The organism is Vibrio sp. 10N.222.49.A3 (assembly GCF_041475145.1).
GTDB classification, from domain to species: Bacteria; Pseudomonadota; Gammaproteobacteria; order Enterobacterales; family Vibrionaceae; genus Vibrio; species Vibrio tasmaniensis_A.
This window is the reverse complement of the sequence record NZ_JBFRVM010000035.1, coordinates 1-21,807: the sequence shown is the minus strand read 5'-3', so window position 1 is coordinate 21,807 and position 21,807 is coordinate 1. Positions and strand designations below refer to the sequence as shown.

At 43.8% G+C, this 21,807-nt stretch carries 16 protein-coding genes and 3 pseudogenes; 7 read left to right on the top strand and 12 right to left on the bottom strand.

Annotated elements, in window-relative coordinates; genetic code table 11:
• The first annotated feature begins 11 nt into the window (after window positions 1-11).
• From trpCF to trpA, 3 genes are all read left to right on the top strand, one after another.
• Entirely contained in the window at window positions 12-1,463 is a 1,452-nt protein-coding gene (gene trpCF / locus AB4589_RS06950) for a bifunctional indole-3-glycerol-phosphate synthase TrpC/phosphoribosylanthranilate isomerase TrpF (protein WP_371709154.1), read from the top strand.
• A gap of 138 nt (window positions 1,464-1,601) precedes the next feature.
• Window positions 1,602-2,792, top strand: coding sequence for a tryptophan synthase subunit beta (gene trpB, locus AB4589_RS06945; RefSeq protein WP_048607243.1), 1,191 nt, complete (start codon window positions 1,602-1,604; stop codon window positions 2,790-2,792).
• On the top strand, window positions 2,792-3,598 hold the full coding sequence (trpA, locus tag AB4589_RS06940) for a tryptophan synthase subunit alpha (protein WP_017080965.1): 807 nt from the start codon (window positions 2,792-2,794) through the stop codon (window positions 3,596-3,598). The genes trpB and trpA overlap by 1 nt, the downstream gene beginning before the upstream one ends.
• Before the next feature lie 116 nt (window positions 3,599-3,714).
• Here the strand turns inward: trpA and AB4589_RS06935 are convergent.
• Window positions 3,715-4,512 (bottom strand): annotated as a pseudogene (locus tag AB4589_RS06935) (slipin family protein).
• Window positions 4,513-4,581: 69 nt separating this feature from the next.
• Window positions 4,582-6,002, bottom strand: a pseudogene (locus tag AB4589_RS06930) (NfeD family protein).
• 410 nt (window positions 6,003-6,412) lie between these two features.
• Here AB4589_RS06930 and AB4589_RS06925 point away from each other — a divergent pair.
• A complete protein-coding gene (locus AB4589_RS06925) occupies window positions 6,413-7,732 on the top strand; it encodes a dicarboxylate/amino acid:cation symporter (RefSeq protein WP_012604345.1) in 1,320 nt (439 codons plus the stop codon).
• A gap of 83 nt (window positions 7,733-7,815) precedes the next feature.
• Here AB4589_RS06925 and AB4589_RS06920 read toward each other — a convergent pair whose 3' ends face one another.
• The 4 genes from AB4589_RS06920 to AB4589_RS06905 all read right to left on the bottom strand — a co-directional run bounded on the left by AB4589_RS06920 (window position 7,816) and on the right by AB4589_RS06905 (window position 12,907).
• On the bottom strand, window positions 7,816-8,769 hold the full coding sequence (locus AB4589_RS06920) for a class I SAM-dependent methyltransferase (RefSeq protein WP_372099904.1): 954 nt from the start codon (window positions 8,767-8,769) through the stop codon (window positions 7,816-7,818).
• An 8-nt stretch (window positions 8,770-8,777) separates the two neighbouring features.
• Complete coding sequence (locus AB4589_RS06915; RefSeq protein ID WP_029223967.1) at window positions 8,778-9,476, bottom strand: TIGR01621 family pseudouridine synthase; 699 nt, start codon at window positions 9,474-9,476, stop codon at window positions 8,778-8,780.
• Between the two features lie 191 nt (window positions 9,477-9,667).
• On the bottom strand, window positions 9,668-11,284 hold the full coding sequence (locus AB4589_RS06910; protein ID WP_372099902.1) for a methyl-accepting chemotaxis protein: 1,617 nt from the start codon (window positions 11,282-11,284) through the stop codon (window positions 9,668-9,670).
• 189 nt (window positions 11,285-11,473) lie between these two features.
• Window positions 11,474-12,907 (bottom strand): sodium-dependent transporter, encoded by a 1,434-nt coding sequence (locus tag AB4589_RS06905; RefSeq protein ID WP_012604350.1) that lies wholly within the window; start codon window positions 12,905-12,907, stop codon window positions 11,474-11,476.
• Between the two features lie 367 nt (window positions 12,908-13,274).
• On the opposite strand from AB4589_RS06905, the gene cls reads away from it, so the two are divergent.
• Both cls and AB4589_RS06895 read left to right on the top strand, forming a co-directional pair.
• Window positions 13,275-14,729 carry a cardiolipin synthase gene (gene cls / locus AB4589_RS06900; RefSeq protein ID WP_012604351.1) on the top strand — a complete coding sequence of 485 codons (1,455 nt, stop codon included), beginning with the start codon at window positions 13,275-13,277 and terminating at the stop codon, window positions 14,727-14,729.
• A gap of 183 nt (window positions 14,730-14,912) precedes the next feature.
• Entirely contained in the window at window positions 14,913-16,097 is a 1,185-nt protein-coding gene (locus AB4589_RS06895) for a cystathionine beta-lyase (RefSeq protein ID WP_135382796.1), read from the top strand.
• Between the two features lie 86 nt (window positions 16,098-16,183).
• On the opposite strand, the gene AB4589_RS06890 is transcribed toward AB4589_RS06895, so the two are convergent.
• The 3 genes from AB4589_RS06890 to AB4589_RS06880 form a co-directional block, all read right to left on the bottom strand.
• On the bottom strand, window positions 16,184-16,657 hold the full coding sequence (locus AB4589_RS06890) for a hypothetical protein (RefSeq protein WP_371700877.1): 474 nt from the start codon (window positions 16,655-16,657) through the stop codon (window positions 16,184-16,186).
• Window positions 16,648-17,670, bottom strand: a complete 1,023-nt coding sequence (locus AB4589_RS06885) for a transcriptional regulator (protein ID WP_372099900.1) — start codon at window positions 17,668-17,670, stop codon at window positions 16,648-16,650. The genes AB4589_RS06890 and AB4589_RS06885 overlap by 10 nt, the downstream gene beginning before the upstream one ends.
• A 109-nt stretch (window positions 17,671-17,779) precedes the next feature.
• Window positions 17,780-17,887, bottom strand: a complete 108-nt coding sequence (locus AB4589_RS06880; protein ID WP_372099898.1) for a DNA-3-methyladenine glycosylase I — start codon at window positions 17,885-17,887, stop codon at window positions 17,780-17,782.
• Between AB4589_RS06880 and AB4589_RS06875 the strand changes: the two genes are divergently transcribed.
• Window positions 17,878-19,422: a recombinase family protein gene (locus AB4589_RS06875; protein WP_372099896.1), complete on the top strand. Its 1,545-nt coding sequence runs from the start codon at window positions 17,878-17,880 to the stop codon at window positions 19,420-19,422. The two genes, AB4589_RS06880 and AB4589_RS06875, sit on opposite strands and share 10 nt — an antisense overlap.
• Window positions 19,423-19,894: 472 nt before the next feature.
• Here the strand turns inward: AB4589_RS06875 and AB4589_RS06870 are convergent, their stop codons facing one another.
• The 3 genes and pseudogenes from AB4589_RS06870 to AB4589_RS06860 form a co-directional block, all read right to left on the bottom strand.
• The gene (locus AB4589_RS06870; RefSeq protein ID WP_372099894.1) at window positions 19,895-20,845 is read right to left on the bottom strand and encodes a hypothetical protein; all 951 of its coding nucleotides are present in this window, start codon (window positions 20,843-20,845) and stop codon (window positions 19,895-19,897) included.
• Window positions 20,846-20,854: 9 nt separating this feature from the next.
• Window positions 20,855-21,103 (bottom strand): hypothetical protein, encoded by a 249-nt coding sequence (locus AB4589_RS06865; protein WP_372099893.1) that lies wholly within the window; start codon window positions 21,101-21,103, stop codon window positions 20,855-20,857.
• Window positions 21,104-21,514: 411 nt separating this feature from the next.
• Window positions 21,515-21,807: pseudogene (locus AB4589_RS06860) on the bottom strand (hypothetical protein); the annotation flags it as partial.

The following is a 21,807-nucleotide window of genomic DNA, read 5'->3' as shown; positions in this document are numbered from 1 at the left end:
AGACAAAGAACATGACACAGACTACCGATAAACTGTCGACCCACGTTTCAGTCAAAGAAGCTGAAATGGCGGAAGTATTAGCAAAAATCGTTCGTGATAAATACCAATGGGTTGAAGCGCGTAAGCAAACTCAACCATTGGAAGAGTTTAAAACAGCGTTAACCGCAACAGATCGCAGCTTTTATGATGCACTGAGCGGCGAGCAAACGGTTTTCATCACTGAATGTAAGAAGGCATCTCCGTCAAAAGGGTTGATCCGTGACGAGTTTGATTTGGACTACATTGCATCGGTGTACAACAACCACGCAAATGCAATTTCAGTTCTGACCGACGAGAAATACTTCCAAGGTGACTTTGAGTTTTTACCAAAGGTTCGCAGCATTGCTAAGCAACCGATTCTGTGTAAAGACTTCATGGTTGATACTTACCAAGTTTACCTAGCTCGTCACTACTCTGCTGATGCTATCTTGTTGATGCTATCGGTATTAGATGACGAAGAGTACCAAGCACTGGCGGAAGTCGCTCACTCACTCAACATGGGTGTACTTACCGAAGTCAGCAACGAAGAAGAGCTTCACCGCGCAGTCGCTTTAAAAGCAAAAGTGATCGGCATTAATAACCGTAACCTGCGTGACCTTTCGACTGATTTGAACCGTACCAAAGAGTTGGCTCCGCTGATTCGCGAACTGGCTCCAAACGCAGTCGTAATTTCAGAGTCTGGCATCTACACACATCAACAAGTTCGAGACCTTTCAACGTTTGCAGATGGTTTCTTAATCGGCAGCTCTCTGATGGCTGAAAAGAACCTTGAGCTTGCGGTGCGTAAAGTAACGCTGGGTGAAAACAAGGTGTGCGGTTTAACTCACTCTGATGATGCAGCGAAAGCGTATCAAGCTGGTGCGGTATTCGGTGGTCTGATTTTCGTTGAAGCGTCTAAGCGTCATGTGGATATCGAAGCGGCTCGTTTGACTATGAGCGGCGCACCTTTGAACTACGTGGGTGTGTTCCAAAACCATAGCGTTACTGACGTTGCAAAAACGGTTGCTGAGCTAGGTTTGTTTGCGGTGCAACTGCACGGTGATGAGTCTCAAGCATTTGTCGATGAGTTAAAACAATCACTACCTGAAAACGTTGAGATTTGGAAAGCCTACGGTGTGGCTTCTGGTGCTGGAAACGGCGTTGAGAGCTCGCTGCCAGAATTACTAGAAAGCAACGTGACTCGTCACCTGCTAGATACTAAAGTGGGTTCTCAAACGGGTGGTACAGGTCAAGCGTTCGACTGGAGCCTAATCAACAACCAAAGCGCAATCATGTTAGCGGGAGGCCTAAATCCAGAAAATGCTAACCAAGCCGCTAAGTTGGGTTGTTTAGGATTAGACCTAAACTCTGGCGTTGAATCAGCTCCGGGTAAAAAAGACGCAGACAAACTGCAACGCGCTTTTGCAGCGATTCGTAATTACTAGTCCAAACTCGGCGCTAGAAATCAGAAAGCAGAAAGCAGAAACTAAAAACATATTTGTGGGCTTTGCCTTTTGCGAAGCTCAAGCAAGATTAAATGACTTGGTGTGAATACACATCAGTAGAATTGAAGGAATAACACAATGGCTAAACTCGATGCCTACTTTGGTGAATACGGTGGTCAATACGTACCGCAGATCCTAGTGCCAGCACTAGACCAACTTGAACAAGCATTTATCGATGCACAAGCCGATCCTGAGTTCCGCAGCGAATTCATGACGCTTCTTCAAGAGTACGCTGGTCGTCCAACGGCGCTAACACTAGCACGCAACCTAACAAAAGGTACAAAAACAAAACTGTACCTAAAGCGTGAAGATCTACTTCACGGCGGTGCTCACAAGACAAACCAAGTACTTGGTCAAGCATTGCTAGCAAAACGTATGGGCAAGCAGGAAATCATCGCTGAAACTGGCGCAGGCCAACACGGTGTGGCAACAGCTCTAGCTTGTGCTCTATTAGGTCTTAAGTGTCGTGTTTACATGGGTGCAAAAGACGTTGAACGTCAAAGCCCGAACGTGTTCCGTATGAAGCTAATGGGCGCAGAGGTTATCCCTGTTCATTCTGGCTCTTCAACGCTAAAAGATGCGTGTAACGAAGCTCTACGTGACTGGTCTGCAACTTACGAAGACGCGCACTACCTATTGGGTACTGCAGCGGGCCCTCACCCATTCCCAACGATTGTTCGTGACTTCCAACGCATGATTGGTGAAGAAACGAAGAACCAAATTCTAGCTCGTGAAGGTCGCCTTCCTGATGCAGTTATCGCTTGTGTCGGCGGTGGTTCAAACGCTATCGGTATGTTCGCGGATTTCATTGAAGAAGAAACTGTGCGCCTAATAGGTGTAGAGCCAGCGGGTAAAGGTATTGATACCGACCAACACGGCGCGCCACTTAAACACGGTAAAACCGGTATCTTCTTTGGTATGAAAGCACCATTGATGCAAGATGAGAACGGCCAAGTAGAAGAGTCTTACTCTGTTTCTGCGGGTCTAGATTTCCCATCAGTGGGTCCTCAACACGCGCACCTAAATGCGATTGGCCGTGCTGAATACGACAACGTGACCGATGACGAAGCACTAGAAGCTTTCCAAGCTATCGCACGTAACGAAGGTATTATCGCAGCGCTAGAGTCGTCTCATGCTTTGGCTCATGCAATCAAAATGGCTCACGACGATCCAGAGAAAGAACAGCTATTAGTCGTTAACTTATCTGGCCGTGGTGACAAAGACATTTTCTCTGTACACGACATTCTTAAAGAGAAAGGAGCATTATAATGGATCGCTATCAATCACTCTTCACTCGCTTAGCTGAAAAGAATCAGGGCGCATTTGTACCATTCGTAACGGTTGGCGATCCTAACCCTGAGCAATCACTTAAGATCATGGAAACCTTAGTTGAAGCGGGTGCAGATGCACTTGAGCTTGGTATCCCATTCTCAGATCCGCTTGCAGATGGCCCAACAATCCAAGGCGCAAACATTCGTGCTTTAGATTCTAAAGTAACGCCAGATGTGTGTTTTGATCTTATTGGTCAAATTCGCGCTAAATACCCAGAGCTACCAATCGGCCTACTGATGTACGCAAACTTGGTTTACGCACGTGGTATAGAAAATTTTTACGAACGCTGCGCAAAAGCAGGTATCGATTCAGTATTGATTGCTGATGTACCAACCAACGAGAGTGGCGAGTTTGTTGCTGCTGCGAAGAAGTTTGGTGTTCACCCAATCTTTATTGCTCCACCAACAGCAAGCGATGAAACGCTTCAATCAGTTTCTGAGCTAGGTGGCGGTTACACATACCTACTTTCTCGCTCAGGCGTAACGGGTGCAGAAACAAAAGCAAACATGCCTGTAACTGCCCTACTTGATCGTTTGAACAAGTTTGATGCGCCACCAGCACTGCTTGGTTTCGGTATCTCTGCTCCTGAACAAGTGAAAGAAGCGATTGTAGCGGGCGCTGCAGGTGCTATCTCTGGCTCAGCGGTTGTGAAAATCATTGAAAACAACGTTGAACAACCAGAAGCAATGCTTAAAGCACTTGCGGAGTTTGTTACGCCAATGAAAGCGGCAACGCAGAAATAATCGACGGTCATTAAATAGACGTTCGTAATCAATGGTCGTTAAATAAAACCAGCGATTCAAATACTAAAAGGCTCCACAACTGTGGAGCCTTTTTTATAACTCGTCATTCACGCTAACTACTCATCAGCTTTCATCGCTTTCTTAATCGCAGCCTCATTGAGCGTCGCTTTGATCGGGTCGGTTATCTTCTCCACTAGATCGATGGGCATTGGAAAGATGATGGTGGAGGTTCTTTCGTTGGCCACCTCGGTTAACGTTTGCATATATCGCAATTGAATGGCATTGGGCGCTTGATTCAGCACTTCGGCCGCTTCACGTAACTTTGAAGATGCTTCAAGCTCACCTGTTGCATGTATTACCTTAGCTCGACGAGAACGCTCGGCTTCCGCTTGTTTAGCAAGGGCTCGCACCATACTGTCATCCAGATCAACATGCTTGATCTCGACATTGGCAATCTTGATCCCCCAGTTATCGGTGTGTTGATCCAGTATCGCTTGTAAGTCTCTATTGAGCTCTTCTCGCTCAGACAATAGCTCGTCCAACTCATGTTACCCAAGCACCGAACGCAGCGTTGTTTGTGAAAGTTGGCTGGTCGCTTCAAGGTAATTCTCAACGTTGTTGATCGCCATCTTCGGATCCAGCACTCGGAAATACACCACTGCATTCACCTTCACTGACACGTTATCGCGTGTGATCAAATCTTGCGTCGGCACGTCCAACACGATAGTTCGTAGATCCACTCGCACAATTTGTTGGATGAAAGGAATGATGATAATTAACCCCGGTCCTTTCACTCCGTAAAAGCGCCCAAGGAAAAACACCACTGCACGTTCATATTCGCGCAGTACTCTGAACATGCTGGCTATCAACAAGATAACGAGCACAATGACAATACCTATAGTGTGTATAAACATAACCGCCCCCTAATGGTAACGATGGTTAAGCAATAAATAATTCAATCAAGTTTGTTCTAGCATGTCGCGCTAGCTAGATTTCGATGATGTCTCATCGGGCAACACCTCAACATCCAACAACAACCCAGTCAGTTTGGTCACTCTAATAAGCTGCCCCGCTTGCAATTCACTCGCACATTTGGCTTGCCAGATCTCACCTTCGACTAGCACACGCCCCGCACCGGGGAAACCGCTTACCACTTTGCCAGTGTCGCCTACTACCGCTTCCATCCCCGTAGTCACTGGTTTGTTTCTCACTCGGACTAGCATTGATATTGTTACGACGATAAAGGAAACAGAGAACAAACTGATCCCGATAATTAACGGCAATGCGATTTGATAACCCGGCACTTCGGTATCCATCAACATGATCGAGCCGAGCGTAAACGCAGCGACGCCGCCCAAACCGAAAATACCGAAGCTCGGGCTAAAGGCCTCTACGACCATCAAAGCAATTCCCAATAGGATTAAAGCAAGGCCTGCGTAACTCACCGGCAGCATTTGTAAGGAGTACATTGCCAATAACAGACAGATCCCCCCCAATACACCCGGTAGCCCGAAGCCCGAAGCCCGAAGCCAGGGTTATAGAACTCAAGGAGCAAACCATAGATACCGATGAGCATCAAAATATATGCAACGTTCGGGTTCGTGATCACTGACAGCAAACTAAATCGCCAGTCTTGTTCTCGCTCGACAAAAGCAACATCACTAAGTTGGATTTCCTGACTGACCCCGTTGATGGTGATGACGCGTCCGTTACTCAGTTCAACCAATTGCTGAAGGTCGCTGGCAATAAAATCAATCACGTTAAGTGTGAATGCGTTCTCTGAGTCTAAACTCGCCGCTTCTCTTACCGCTTTTTCTGCCCATTCTTCATTGCGATTGTGTAGCTTAGCCAAACTGACAATGTAAGCCGCAGCATCATTGATGACTTTCTTTTCCATCGCAGTGGTGGCTTTTACTTGGTCTGAGTTCTCTTGTTTTGTTTCGTCTTGCTCACCCGCTGACGTGTTGTCATCTTTATTGGCGTCGTCTTGAGGAGATAACGGACTAGCAGGCGCTTTGCCACCACCAAGCGACACAGGTGTTGCTGCACCTAGATTAGTTCCGGGCGCCATCGAAGCAATGTGGCTGGCTAGCAAGATATACGTCCCCGCGCTCGCAGCACGTGAACCCGCAGGCCCAACCCAAGTTGCTATCGGAACCGGTGACGTGGTGATGGATCGAATAATGTCACGCATCGACGAATCTAACCCGCCAGGCGTGTTCATTTTCAAAATGATGAGCTTTGCTTGCTCATCGTGAGCTTGTTCTATTTCTCTAGTGAGGTAATCACTGGTCGCCGGACCTATCCCTCCGTTCACCTCAATCACCCAAACATCATCTGCCTGAGCGAACACAGAGCTGAACAACAGAAGAAACACAAACAAGTACTTTAATATAAAAGTCATAGCCCCTCTCCTTACAACTGAGATGCTAGATAGACGTTTTATTTAAAGCGCAGAGGTAACATCTTGGTAATAAATAGATACCTTAAGCATAGTTCAGGCTAAATTTCCCACAACAAGCTTTATCATTTTCAGCCAGATTAATCTGTATAGAAAAAACGCAAAGATATGGATTAAATGTTAACAAAAGTAAGCAAGCGACGCGAAGCACAATCCATTCACAAAGCGATCAATAAAAACACTTTTATAAATCTTACAAATAACCGAACAACGAAAAACCAAAGCAAACGCTTGCTTTGGTGTGAAAAAACATCTAATAGCGATTCACCTGCTGTTTTTAAGAGACTTTCACCTCTGCTCATATTGATAAATGTAAAGGATACGTGTAAAACTCTTCGCGAAATATTTATCCAATGGCACATCGTTCATTGGTGAGTAATTCTGGGATTTTTATATTTAGTAGCACAGAGGTTATGGAAGTGTTAAAAGAAAAGAGTTTACTAAGCAATATTGGCATTCAAGTCGTTATTGCAATGATCATCGGTACAGCAGTCGGCGCGATGATGGGTGACAGCGCAACAATGTTCGCTCCACTGGGTGCTATCTTCATCAATTTGATCAAGATGCTGGTGATTCCTCTAGTCGCAGTTGCCCTAATTTCAGGTGCTGCAGGTCTAGGTAATAGCTCATCGGCTGGTAAAGTCGGTGTAACAACACTGGGTTACTTTGCACTAACTTCTGCACTTGCTGTGGCACTAGCGCTTGTAATGGGTGAAGTGTTCGAACCCGGTCGTGGTATCGATGTTTCTGGCGTTGAAGGTATGTTCTCTTCAGAATACGCTGCGAAAGGCGAACTTCCAACGTTCTGGGCAACCATCACTGGCATGATCCCTACCAACGTTTTCCAATCACTGAATGAAGCAAACATTCTGCAAATTCTCGTTTTCTGCTTATTCTTTGGTATTGCGATTTCTAAACAAGCAAAAGAGAAACGTGACCCTATCATCAACGGTGTAAATGCTATCGTTGACGCTATGGTATGGATGATCAACAAAGTTATGATCATTGCACCACTTGGCGTATTCGGCCTAATGGCTGAAGCAGTAGGTACGTTTGGTTTTGGCGCGCTTATGGTCGTGTTCAAGCTGTTCATTGTTTACATCGCTGCGATTCTTATCTTCGGCTTTGTTGCTTACCCACTGATGATTCAAATCTTCACTAAGACTTCAGCTAAGAAGTTCCTAGTGGCAATGAAGAAGCCTCAAGCGGTTGCACTATCAACAGCATCTTCAATGGCGACACTACCAGTAACAATGGAAACGGTAGAGAAAGAACTTGGCGTTCGCAACTCTACGGCTTCATTCGTTCTGCCACTTGGTGCGACGATCAACATGTCTGGTAATGCAATTTACTACGGCCTGGTTGCTATCTTCTTTGCACAGCTGTTCAACATCGACCTGTCTATGGGCGCTTACGTTGCTATCATCGTAACCTCTACGCTAGGCGCAGTTGGTCAAGCAGGTGTTCCAGGTCCTTCTTTCCTAGTGGTTGCGGTTCTTCTAGCAGCTGGTATCCCTATCGAAGGTCTACCTCTGTTGTTCGCTCTAGACCGTATCTTCGACATGATCCGTACTGCCCTTAACATCACTGGTGATGCAGCATGTGCGGTAATCGTTGATTCTCTAATCAAAGACGAAGTGAAAGAAGCTGAGCTAGAGAAACAACAAGCTTAAACTTCTTAGAAACCTAAAGACCAAAAAGCCACTCATTTGAGTGGCTTTTTTACTTTCAAACGTTGATATTTGTTTACTCTAAATTAAGCGTCTTCAGAAACGTTAATTTTAAATCTCAGGACTTTCAAACTTGAATCGGGGTCAACATCGACAAACTCAGGTGGGTTATCTAGACGCTCGATAAACTCAACACTTGGCGCTTCTTCTACCATCGTCTCAATCAAGAAGTTTGGTGACACTGCTGGTGAGTTAACACAAGCAATCACTTCACCACCTTCGGTTAGAAGCTCAGGCAAACGACGTAAGATCTTTTTGTAGTCTTTAGTAAGTGCAAAGCTGCCTTTTTGGAACGAAGGCGGATCGATAATAACCAGCTCATATGGGCCACCCTTCTTGATTTTTCCCCACGACTTAAAGATATCGTAGCCAAGGAAGTTCACCGAGCGCATATCATGCTCATTCAAGCGGTGGTTATCACGGCCTTTGTTCAGTGATCCGCGAGACATGTCTACGTTCATACATTGTCGAGCGCCACCCGCAATCGCCGCCACAGAGAAACCACAAGTGTATGCGAACAGGTTAAGAACGTTCTTATCCTTAGCATTATCTTGTACCCACTGACGGCCATTACGCATGTCTAGGAACAGACCGAAGTTCTGATTGCGGCCAATGTCTAGTTGGTACTTAAGCCCATGTTCAACCACGACTGGTGAGTCGTTCAATTGACCCCACAACACTTCAGAGGGCGCGCCATCAGCATAACGGTGTTGCAGCACAATGCTTGTGCCCTGTTTTACTTGCCAGATATCTTTGTTAGTGAGGTCGACCAATCCAGTCTTTAGAGATGATAAGAACGCTTGGTCCACTTCTTTAAACACGTTAACCAATAACTGTCCATCAACCCAATCACAAGTGAGTTGATCTAGGCCGGGCCAAAACTTGCCACGCCCGTGAAAAATACGACGTAGTTCATTCGGCACTTCATTCAATTGCTGTTCAATATGACTAAAAAACAGAGGTAAAGCTGATGCTTCCATTATTTCACTCACTTAGTGTTTAGCTTTGGCCACGTTAATGACCAAGGTTCAAGCCAACCGTCTAAACCATTAGACACGATCTCTTGATGCCATTTCTCACCCAAAGAGTCGAGGTTTCTTGGATCGCAGACATATTCGTAGGCTTGTGATTGATAGGTAAATCGAATCGCGAAGGCATGCAGATAGCCTCTGTCAGCCTCGTTCGATGGATTGTAAATAGGATCACCAACAATAGCCGAGCCAATGGACTTCATCGCGACACGGATCTGATGAGTTCGCCCCGTATAGGGTTTACATAAAAGTAGACGCTCACCGGGTTCAGCCGTTGCAGATAAAAATTGGGTAATCGCTGGGTTTTCTTTGGTTGTCAGCAGCTTCCAGCTTGAGCGTCGTGAACGCTCCATATCTCCTGAGATCAGCCCCTGCTTTTTCTTCGGCTTCTTGGAGCCTATCGCAAGGTAGTACTTCTCTACTTCACGCTTTGCAAACAACTGTGAAAGCTCACTCGCTGCCGGGGCATCTTTTGCCAGCAGTAGAATTCCTGACGTCATTTTATCGAGACGATGGACTAAATATAGCTTCGGCTCATTGATTGCCTTAGCAACTTCTTGCAATAACATCGTATCACCATCGTCTTTATGGACGCTGACGCCTGGATGTTTGTTTATAAGTAAAAAATCAGAGTGATTCAGAAGAATGTCGAACATGTAAAGGCTAGCTCCATTGTAGAACGTGGAGTATACCGTGTCTGAATCCAGATTCCAGCTACGAAAAAGCCCAACGAGTTCAATAAACATTGAATCGTTGGGCTTATGTTTCAATAGTCAACTTTCACTGGGAAGTCTTTAATCAATTCGCTCTAAGCTTATGTTCTAGACTTATGATCCAGCTCTAAGCTCTAAGCAAGTTTGAACTTACCTACTAAGCCTTCAAGTTCGGCAACTTTAGCATTCAAACCTGATGTGTTCTCAGAGCTGCGAGTCGCTAACTGTAATGACTGTTCAGAGATATCACTGATTGCCGTAATATCCGCTGCGATTTCTTTTGTCACCGCTGTCTGTTCTTCTGCCGCAGTCGCAATTGAGTTAACCATACTTTGTACGTTGCCCGCACCGCTAACAATTGCTTCTAGAGCCGATACCGCCCCTGTACTTTGCTCTACACCAATTTCAACTAAACGACAGTTGTCTTGAGTGTAAGTAACCGCTTCTTGAGTACCAGATTGAATAGATTGGATGATACCAGACACTTCTTGTGTTGCTTTAGTCGTTCTCTCCGCTAGCGCTCGTACTTCATCAGCTACCACGGCAAAACCACGACCGAACTCACCAGCACGCGCAGCTTCAATAGCCGCGTTCAGAGCCAAGAGGTTGGTTTGTTCTGCGATATCTTCGATTACCTTGATAACACTGCCAATCTGCTCACCATGTGAACCCAGCGTGTTCATTTGTAAAGACATGTCGCTCATTTGAGTAGACACTTGTTGGATGCTCGCAACCATCTCCACGATCACTTTACGACCGTCTTCTGCAGACGTTTCTGAGCGGCGCGCTTCTTCATAAGTAGAAGTACCTTGTTGCGCTACTTCAGAAATGGTTAAGCTTAGTTCTTCTGCCGCAGTCGCAATCAATGTCGCTTTATCTGCTTGAGCAGAGGCGCCAGATACGATGTCGTGGCTGATTGATGATAGCTCACCAGTAACGGATTGAACTTGGGTAGTCACTGATGAGATAGAACCGAGGAGATCGACCAATGACTTTTGCATCTGGTTGATCGATTGAGCAAGGTCAGCCAACTCATCACCAGAATCATCAACAATGTCACCTGCCGTTAGATCACCATTTGCTACGCGTCGTGCAACTTGCTCTACACGAGTTAAGCGATTAGTAATAGAGCTAGACAATACAAACGCAATTACGCAACCAAACACAATCGCAACCGCAGTCAACACCATAATCGTGCGTTCGATTGTAATAAACGAATCCGTTAGTGTTAGCAGAGCTCGCTCTGTATCAGCAATCTCACTTTCAGATGCTTGATCAAGCAAATTTTCAATCGGGATAAGATTACTCTCATACAAAGAGCGAAGCTGCTGCATATTTGATAACAATGCAGTTTCATCATTAAGCATAGGTACGAGCTTCGATTCAAACTCTTGAGTAAAGCGCCCCATTAGCTCTTCAATTCGCTGAACACGACGATGGTCCTCTGAGCCTTTACTCTCTAAACGCTTTACTTCTTCAATTGCTTGAGAAAATTGAGTCTTATTAGCTCGATAATCATTGAGCGCATTACCGCCCTGAACAACCGCGCCCAAAGCATCACGGTAAACATCACCAGCTTCATCGATCAATATAAGGTAGGTAACAGTTCCTGGAACATCATCCAGTCTAATTTCATCAGAGCTCTCGTGAGCCCCAATCACTTCTATCGATACAATCCCTACTAACGTGACAAGCACCGCCAATATAGATCCAAAACCCAAATATAGTTTTTTTCTCACTGACAATTTCACAGAACACCTACCTAAAATAAATACAGGCCGATATAGCCTAACCGAAAGATATATCGGCCACCACACGGATAACTTTAGGGGACGATGTTTTTATTTCTCGAAAAACAATAAGTGCGTCGCATAAAAAAACGGGAGCCAATGGCTCCCGTTTATCAATTAACTTTAGTTTGCGATTAGAGTTTCTAAGAATTATAGCTTCTTAGAGATAAGCGCAGAGCCAGCAATAATACCAATACCTAGTAGCATGATTGCACCTTTACCGCTGTCGAAGCCAGAAGAGATACCCATGAACGCTACGATAGCGATAGCTACTGGAATGATGTACTTAACGAGTGTGTACCATAGACCGAATAGAGGGAAAGATACTTCACCGTCGTTAGTGATTTCTTTCTCTAGGTCAGCACGGTTCAGTCTCCAACCAGCGAAGATACATACCAACATACCGCCAACTGCTAGGAATATCTTATCCGTTAGTAGGTCGAAGATATCGAATGCACCAGTACCAAACAGCGTTGGACCAAAGCCACCAAGAGATAGAGAAGCGAAGATACATAGAATCGCCATTACGACACTTGCAGACAGTACAGCTGTTACACGCTTCATGCCTTTCTCATCGATTAGGTACGAAACAACAACTTCAAGTAGAGATACTGAAGAAGTCAGTGCCGCAACACTTAGACCAACGAAGAACATAAGAGCAAATAGAAGACCAACTACGCCGCCCATTTCAGCGAATAGCTGAGGAACAACAACGAATACTAGACCAGGACCTGCTGCAGGTTCCATACCGAATGCGAACATTGCAGGGAACATTGCAACACCAGCTAGGATAGCAACGCCTGTATCCATCGCCGTAACCATAGCTGTAGTTTGAACTAGGTTCTCTTTCTTCTTAAGGTAAGAACCGTAAGTCAACATACAACCCATACCAAGAGATAGTGAGAAGAATGCTTGACCCAGTGCAGCTAGGATTACACCGCTGTCTACTTTAGAGAAGTCAGGGCTGAATAGGAATTCAAGACCAGCCATCGCGCCCGGAAGCATTAGGCCTTTGATTGATACCACGATAAGGATGATGAAAAGAAGTGGCATCAGAATCTTACCCGCTTTCTCAATACCGCCAGAAATACCCTTCATAACGATGACAACGTTAAGTAGTAGGTATAGGCCCATCCACATTAGTGGCTGAACTGGGTTTGAGATAAAGCCACCGAAGCTGTCGCCAATTGCTTCAGGTGCGTCTAGTAGACCACCAGCAATTTTACCGATGTATGCGATAGACCAGCCACCTACTACAGGGTAGAAACCCATGATAAGTAAACCACTGACTACGCCAATAACACCAGCGAACGTCCAGCGACGGTCAGTTGATTTAAATGCACCTACTGCTGATTTTTGCGTATGACGGCCAATCGCAAATTCAGTCAGCATCACACTAAAACCGATGAAGATTACAAAAAACAGATAAATTGCAACGAATGCACCGCCGCCACTTTCACCTGCTGTGTATGGGAATTTCCAGATGTTACCTAAGCCAACAGCAGAACCTGCTGCAGCCATTACGAATCCTAATTTCGAACCCCAGGTATCGCGGGGTGTAGTGGTTGTATTACTAGTAGCCACGTTTACTCCAAACTTTTGTGTTATGTGATGTTGTATTTTGCTTTGTGTGGCGTCATTAAAAGATAAGGTGTATATAATAATTTACACCATTAAAAGATTTGATTGACGCTCGTTATCTAGCAAGTAAACCAGTTTAAGAATACAATTGGAAGCCCGAACCGTATATATTTCGTTATCAATGTAAATCTTTATGGTTAAATGCCGGTTTTTCATACAAAACAATTGCATTCGTCTTAAGTTAACTAAAACTTAACAACTTTAACCTGTTTACAGCTTTTGCTCTATTTTGTAAATAGTTGATTCCTTAAATTCCCATATCCGTAAAATAGCATTACTATCTAAGTGTCTCTTTTTTCGAGTATTCAATGTGGAAAAGCTCTACCATTTTTTAACTTTAGCTTCTGTCGCTTTATACTGGGTCCTTGTCGCCGGTGTGACTTTTCGTGTCGTACTAAAACGACGCTCTGTCAGCGTTTCTCTCGCATGGTTGATGGTTATCTACATTATCCCTATTGTTGGCGTCGCTTGTTACTTCCTTTTCGGAGAGCTAAATCTTGGTAGAAAGAGGGCTGAGCGGGCACATCGCATGTTTACGCCTTTTGGTGATTGGTTCCGCCAATTAAATGATTGCCAAGTCCACCTTCCAGGTAAAGTCGGCTCGCCTATCCACAAAATTGATGAGCTTTGTAACAATCGGATGGGCATTCCAGCGCTCAGCGGAAACACACTTTCACTGCAGGCTTCTCCTAATGAGATCCTACACGCAATTATCGAAGATATAGAAAACGCCCAGACTAGTATCAAAATGGTTTTCTATATTTGGCACCCCGGCGGCTTAACTGACTCCGTTGCTTCCGCACTTATTCGAGCAGCAAAACGTGGTGTCGATGTTAAAGTTTTACTCGATTCTGCAGGTAGCCCGCGCTTTTTCAAAAGTCACTGGCGTTCAATGATGAAAGACGCTGGCGTTCACGTTGTCCAAGCATTAGAGGTTAGTCCTTGGCGTATTTTCTTACGCCGTTTAGATCTAAGGCAGCACCGGAAGATCATCGTGATTGATGAGTCCATCGCCTATACCGGGTCAATGAATATGGTAGATCCAGCTCATTTCAAACAGAGCTCAGGTGTCGGCCAATGGATTGATGTCATGGTTCGCGTCACTGGGCCAACCGTTAACGTGTTGTCAGCAATTCATGGTTGGGATTGGGAAGTGGAAACCGGTGAACGCATTCTTCCTGATTTACCAGAGTGCCCGGTTGAAGAAATAATGACGCATCATCCAGTTCAAGTAGTGCCATCTGGGCCGGGCATGCCGGAGTATTTGATTCTGCAAGTTCTTACTATTGCGATTAATCAAGCAAACCATTCAGTTCGTATTACAACACCCTACTTTGTACCGAGTGCCGACTTATTAGAAACACTCAAAATGACGGCACAACGTGGTGTCAGCGTAGAATTAATCATTCCACATAACAACGATTCATTAATGGTTAAATGGGCTTCTCGCGCCTTCTATACCGAACTGCTTGAAGCCGGAGTGAAGATATATGAGTTTTACGGCGGGCTTCTTCACACCAAATCGGTAGTGATTGATGAAGAGTTTTGCTTAATCGGAACGGTCAATATCGACATGCGCAGCCTATGGCTTAACTTCGAAGTAACGCTAGCCGTTGATGATGTGCACTTCACCAAGCAACTGTTTGATTTGCAGCAATCCTATATTGAATCATCTCATCCAGTGGAATTGGAGCAATGGGAGCAGAGAAACCTACGCAACCGCTTCTTCGAAAGGTTGTTTTACTTATTCAACCCGCTGCTTTAATTCCATCAATGCGTCCACCGCGGCTCATCACTCGCCGACTATCGGATTTTAAACCTTTCACGATAAACGACGTGGAAGGTTAAAAAGCAAAAGAAAAGCGCAAAAACTCCCGCTCTCCTCTTGCTTTGAAGGCTATTGGCATGTTTTAAATAGGACATAACCGATTGATAAGGAATTCACAGCATGTCCGAGAACAAAACCACTAAACTGATCACTGCAGGTCGTGATAAGAAGTGGACTAATGGTGTCGTTAACCCACCAGTACAACGCGCTTCAACTGTCGTGTTCAACACAGTAGAAGAGAAACGCAAAGCGACCATCAACCGCGCTAACAAGACACTTTTCTACGGACGCCGTGGCACCACGACTCATTTCGCATTTCAAGATGCAATGGTTGAAGTTGAAGGTGGTGTAGGTTGCGCACTTTACCCTTGTGGTACGGCAGCCATCTCTAATGCCATCCTCTCTTTTGTTGAAACAGGTGACCATATTCTGATGGTCGATACCTGTTACGAACCCACTCGTGATTTCTGTGACACCATAATGAAAAAGATGGGTGTAGAGACCACTTACTACGAGCCAACGATCGGTGAAGGTATCCAAGACCTTATTAAGCCAAATACTAAGGTTCTATTTACTGAGTCTCCGGGTTCAGTCACCATGGAAGTTCAAGACATCCCAACACTCGCACGTATTGCCCATGAACATGACATCATTGTAATGCTCGATAACACGTGGGCGGCTGGTGTTAACTTCTCACCGTTCGATTTTGGCGTCGACATCTCAATTCAAGCGGCGACTAAATACATTGTTGGTCACTCTGATGTGATGCTAGGAACGGCGGTAGCCAACGAAAAATGTTGGGATCAACTGAGAGAGCAGAGTTACTTGATGGGACAGTGCGTATCTCCAGATGACGCTTATCTTGGTCTTCGCGGTATTCGCACTCTTGACGTTCGACTTCGCCAACATGCTGAAAGCAGCCTAAAAGTAGCAAAGTGGTTAGAAACACGCCCTGAGGTTGACCATGTTCGTCACCCTGCCCTTGAGTCTTGTCCCGGTCATGAATTCTTCAAACGAGACTTCACTGGCGGTAATGGTTTGTTCTCTTTCGTTCTTAAGAACTCAAACACAAAAGCAACGACTGCTCTGCTTGATGGTATGACGCACTTTAGTATGGGTTACTCATGGGGTGGATTTGAAAGTTTGATTCTAGCGAACGAACCGAGCAGCTTTAATAGCTTGAGAACGGTAGCGAACCCTAACTTCGAAGGAACCTTGATACGCGTTCATATCGGCTTAGAAGACGTCGATGACCTGATTGCGGATCTAGAAGCTGGACTAGATCGTTACAACGCTCTGGTTTAAGTAAAACAATAAACAAGTTTCCACAAAAAGGCAGGGACAACCTGCCTTTTTTAGTTCGGTAAGCTCTTGGTGTAGAAGTTATATGACTACTTCTGGACCTTAAAACATACCCAATTAAAAATTTCGAAACGATTCTTATTAAATAAATAGAGTGAGTCATCGGTGACAACAACTGAGTAATCAATATTCAGCCCCTTATACGAGCTATACTCTCGATTAATAACAGGATCATCAGTTTCAGTTGTCGGCGAATAATCAATGATAGAGATAGACAACTCGCCATCTTCTAACGAATAACGACCTGAGGAGTGGTGCTCCAATTTACTCACCTGACCATCCTTCCTTTCAATCTTTACCGCCTCTGCAATCATAAACGTATTGTCTGATTGGAAGGTAAAAGTCATACGTTCATACAACGATTGATAAGGTTGAAATGCCTGCGTCATAAAGCCCGTTTTGATGGTTTTACAGTGCCAACGAGTGCCCGCTAATACGTTTCTATCAATCATGAAACTTGCAGCTGTGAGTGCTAATACCAATAGCAAACCAATTATTCGCAAAAGTAACTCCTTTGAGCCATGTAATTCACAAACGAATCAAAAGATGACTCAACTTCAAAAATAGATGACAAGTAATTAAGAGCTTCGCCATCCTTTCTCTCAATTAGCATATACAAAGCATCATTTTCAGGTTGGTTGACAGATGGATAAATGCGAACAAAAACATCAACATTACAGTGGCTAGGTATAACTTGTATCAGTCTCTCAGTGATCGCAGGCAACGAGTAGGCTTCATTGCGAACAATATGGAAAAAGTAGTGATTAGTTTCATCTACGAAGCTGTCGTGATACTCACTTTTATCAACAAAGTATGGCAATGGCTGATAGTAAGCCTGAAATATATTAAACAAAGAGATTAACACACAGGTAAAGGCCAAAAAGTAGCCCACGCAGGCTAAATGGCGACGTACAAAAGGCTTAAAGCTAGGTGGTACCGCGTTGACTGAACCACTCGGGCTAACTGTGGACAATGGCATTTCCATGTCGCCTTCAACGCTTTGTGTTACTGATACAGGCATAACATGAGCCTGCTCATCTTGCGGCTTTTTCTCTGGTGACTCGCCTGAGGTTTGTGTTTGATTTGTCGTTATTGATGATGGGTTAAGTTCGGCTTGCGATAATCCTATCGTTTGAGGAGACTCTGATACAAAATCCGCCTCAGGGACTGTCGCTTTAGGCTCTGTATTTTGAGCTTGAGATGATTCCTCTATCTCCAGAGAATACCCCATTTTACTGACGGTACGAATCGTGGCGCAACCACAAGTCACTCTGTTCAGTGTTTTTCTAAGCTTAGATATCACGTTGGTCAACGCTTGCTCAGAGACAATCACATCCCCCCAACATCTATCAAAGATCAGGCCTCGCTCAATGCATTCGCCTGTATTTTCAAGCAAGAATAGGAACACTTTACCTTCTAGCGGCGCGATAGTTTCTACGTGGCCATCCTCACGCATAAACTGCCTAAGCAAGGGATCATAGTTAGCATCACATATTTGGTAGTTTTGTTGATTCACTATCGTTGTCTACATTTGAATTTGGTCGCATATAATATTGAAAAGTTTATAAATGACCAGTGAATTTTTCAATTTACACACAATTATTTCGCGTCGAGAAATAACACCTTTATTTATGTGGGCAACCTTCTAAATGGTCATTAACCATACCTGTCGCTTGCATATAGGCGTATTTACTAGGTGTATTCTTTAAGTTAAGATTGAGAAATGAACGCATACAGTTACAGACGCTTTTCTTCAGCAACTCAAAGCCATGGGGACTCAATACGTCGCCAAATACAGCTAGCCGAAGACTATTGCCACAAGCATAACCTAGAGCTTAGTACAGATTCTTTTGAGGATTTGGGAGTCTCTGCATACCATTCAAACAATAGCCTTGAGGATGCTGGCTTAGGGCAGTTTATAGCTGCTTTAGAGGAAGGTAAGATACCAACTCCTTGCTACTTATTGGTTGAGAGCTTAGACCGCTTAAGCCGAGCTAATATTGATGAAGCACTACAACAACTTCTAGCCATTACTAATCAAGGTGTCATTGTAGTAACCCTGTTTGATAACCAAACCTATAAGAAAGGCATGGGGTTAGCTGAGTTCATAACAGCCATAGTTACGATGGCTAGAGCCAATGAAGAATCAGAAACCAAATCAAAACGTTTAAAGGCTGTATGGCACAAGCGTAGAACAGACCCTAATGCACTGAAAACTAACAATAAGCCTTTCTGGCTAGACCTTTCCGATGATAAGAAGTCATTCATCCTTAATGAAAGTGCTGAGTTAGTTAGGGAAATATACGAGCTAAGCATTGGTGGTATGGGTTCTCACCTTATATCTAAGCACCTCAATGCTAAAGGTATCCCTAGCCCTAAAGGCAAGACATGGGGTGATGCTGTAATTACTAAAGTGCTTAATACCAAAGCCGTTCTTGGCGAGTATCAACCTAATCAACGAGTAAACCGAAAGTCAGTTCCAATTGGTGAGCCAATACAAGACTTTTACCCTTCAGTGATTGAAGAGCAAACCTTCTATCTATCCCAAGCTCAAATAAAGCAAAGGGCTAAATCTCTAAAGCGAGGCTCAACCTCTAGCTACCTTAATATACTTAAGGACGTTGGTACTTGTAGACGTTGCAGTGCTCCACTTAGATTACAAAAGCAGTCCCACCTTTATTACTTCAGATGCCCTGAATCACTCAAAGGCACATGCAATTCAAAGCCTATTAACATCATGTTTCTAAGGGATTGGTTAAAAGAGCAGTGGCTTACTCCTGCATTCTATAAAACATGGAGTACGCCCAAACCTAAGCTTAATAAGCTGAAGCCACTGGAAGCCAAGAGGCAAAGCCTTGGTGATGCTTACGAAACGATGCTAGAAGCCTTTGGTTCTTCATCTAGCTCTAGCACCATCAAAAACCTCCAAAAGCGCGATAGTGAACTACAAGAGTTAGACAAGCTGATAGAGCAACTAAAGCAAGAGCAAGCCGAGGAATCTAACCCAATTAAACTAAATATGGGTGAGTCTATTAAGTTAATAGAGACAGCCTTTAAGCCTGAGATAACAGCCGAAACCATTACTGCTCGCAACAAGCTTAGGCAGTTAATGAACCAGTTCTCAAGGTTTGAGGTCGATATGATAGACAAGCAAGCAATCTTTGAAATTGACTCTACGAGTAGTTTTGTATTCCAATCCATCCAGAACCCATATCACTATATGAAGGCTAAGCCTATGTTTGCGTGGAAGATGCTAAGTATTAGGTAGCTCTATAAAGTCAATAGGATGCTTGATTTGAATACTTGGTATAACGGTTTTCAAGTTTATAGATGTATACATGTTAATTAGTTATTACTAATAAGAAACTAATTCACACACAAGCTAGATGTATACCTATCCATTTAATAATGGGAAATTGTTGGAACATCAGCAGTTTAACCGTTTTTATTGGCTCTTCACGGGCTGGTCGGAGTGTATTGTTAGTCAAGGGTAGTGCCTAGTTAAAGCAGAGTTGATAACCATAAGTATGGTTGTTTTAGGGTGGTATATGGCTCCATACTGTCAGTGAACTATCGGTAATTATAGCTAAATACGAAGTTAGTATGATTGCACGTTATTATTGTTTTCGACCCTATATACTACCTAGGAAATAGCACAAGCAATACCCTTTCAGCCCTTACGTACCAAGGGCTACAGGCGATTTAGAGTGTAACCAAAACAGCAATTCTAGGTAAACCTTCTACGCCACAAGTCCAACTCTTTGATTTTCTTGAACTTCAAAGTACATCTGGTTCTGTTCAAGGTCTAGTGGCGTTAGCATATCCGCAAGATGATTAGCTTCATCTCCACCTAACTCTCCTTGAGCCTTCAGCTCTTTCAATCTCTCCATTGCTTTAGCTGATTTCATTTTTATCAGCGTATCGTCTACATCAAATTCATTGCTTGCTTCTATATCAAATCCCATAATTCCATCCTGTTGTTTTCTATAATTGAGTAGCTGTTGATGCATGTCATCAAAGCCCATTAGTGTTTCTAGTTGTTCTAATCCATTGGCTAATTGGCTGAATTTACTCAGTTGTTGATGGTAATTAGACACTAATAGCTCAGTGCCTTTCGGCTCTTCTCCTAAACGCTCAGCCTCTATTTGAAGTACTTCATCCATTGGTAAGCCATTGGTTTCAAAGTCATTAACATTAGTAGCCTCAGAATCTCCTATATAAGCCTGTAAGCGTTCTATATCAAAACTAGCAACGTAGTCCTTGAACTCATCTAAAGTCCAATGACCTTCGGTACGCTCAGCCCGATAGTACTCCAGCCCTTCACCATGCTTATCTCTCAGTGTTAAGTTAACCAAAGCAGGCATGACAACTAAGTTCTCAGCAATCAACTTGCCTCCTTTTGAAGCAGGGTATCTATGACCAATGTGATAGCTATACTTAGTGCCTAGGCTTTGATTCTCCCTATAGTAACCCCTTGCTTTAATAGCAAACTTCCTGACTTCAAAGACCTTAATCAATTCGTCAGTGCAACTAGGCATAGCTTGCTTATCAGACCGCTTAGCCATGTCCCAAAGCCAGTGAAAGTAAGAGCCACTAAAGAAGCCATCTTGCTTGCATTGACTACATATACGCTGGTGGCGTGTCATACGCTTAGCTTTCTTGCATCTAGAGCACTTCTTTACCTTCTTCATTCATACCCCTTAGCTTGCTTTGGCTTGCATGACCCATTTAACCTTCTTACCTTCAGCGTTATTAGCAATTAAGCGCACTTGCCCTTTAGCATTGGGCTTTAAGACTCTGTGAGTATTCTTGTTTCTATATAAGCCACTGATGTTATGACGCTGATAGTTAGGGAAGCCTTCAACATTATCAAAACCTAGTGTTTCTAACACTGAAGCATCCAAGCCATTCTTAGTAGCTAGTTCTATTAATTCTGTTACGTTATTCAAATTGAAATCCTTATTTAAGTTATTGAAATATATAAGTTAGATAGATTAAGCAGTGTTCAGATACAGTTATACTTAAACCATAGGAACTCTTCAGAGCTAACACCTATGGCAGCCCGACCTGAAGTAAACCTTGGGAGTTGGTTAATCTGCATCCCATCAAACCTTCAGTGTCGTTTAAGCAAGTTGTAGTCGTCCTGCCAGAGCTTTATTAACTTATCTATCTAATTGTATTTACTACATTTAATAGTATGCATGTCAGGCCTGATTTGTGACCACATCCATACCACACTTATAAAACATCACTAACTCATCGATTTGTGACTACAACTACAAGCTTCTTTCTTTAGGCAATAAAAAAGCCCAAAGGATAACCCTTGGGCAAAAAGTAAATGTCTGTATTAATGGTTATAGCTACTGTGAATAGACTTCTATGACTGCTTTTTTTACTGCATGTGGAAGTGAATAGTCGTCATCATTACTTATGACTAGCCCCTGTTTTACCAGCTCATCAGCATAATACTTCATCCTTCCTGGGGAGGGGTAATCATCAAATAATTCAATAGCATCAACCGGATACAGTTGCTTGGATAAATCATTAAGTACACTAATAGACATAGAATCTTTTTCTGAATAAGGAGCTTCTTTACTCAGTAACTTAACTGCTCTTTTGTAGAGTTCTTCTTCCGAATTGTAAACGCGCCATA

Coding starts and splice junctions, on each gene's coding strand:
- AB4589_RS06880 (WP_372099898.1), bottom strand. CDS start 17,887: ATGCGTTCATTTCTCAATCTTAACTTAAAGAATACACCTAGTAAATAC.
- trpA (WP_017080965.1), top strand. CDS start 2,792: ATGGATCGCTATCAATCACTCTTCACTCGCTTAGCTGAAAAGAATCAG.
- trpB (WP_048607243.1), top strand. CDS start 1,602: ATGGCTAAACTCGATGCCTACTTTGGTGAATACGGTGGTCAATACGTA.
- trpCF (WP_371709154.1), top strand. CDS start 12: ATGACACAGACTACCGATAAACTGTCGACCCACGTTTCAGTCAAAGAA.
- AB4589_RS06895 (WP_135382796.1), top strand. CDS start 14,913: ATGTCCGAGAACAAAACCACTAAACTGATCACTGCAGGTCGTGATAAG.
- AB4589_RS06870 (WP_372099894.1), bottom strand. CDS start 20,845: ATGAAGAAGGTAAAGAAGTGCTCTAGATGCAAGAAAGCTAAGCGTATG.
- AB4589_RS06925 (WP_012604345.1), top strand. CDS start 6,413: ATGGCACATCGTTCATTGGTGAGTAATTCTGGGATTTTTATATTTAGT.
- AB4589_RS06915 (WP_029223967.1), bottom strand. CDS start 9,476: ATGTTCGACATTCTTCTGAATCACTCTGATTTTTTACTTATAAACAAA.
- AB4589_RS06875 (WP_372099896.1), top strand. CDS start 17,878: ATGAACGCATACAGTTACAGACGCTTTTCTTCAGCAACTCAAAGCCAT.
- AB4589_RS06920 (WP_372099904.1), bottom strand. CDS start 8,769: ATGGAAGCATCAGCTTTACCTCTGTTTTTTAGTCATATTGAACAGCAA.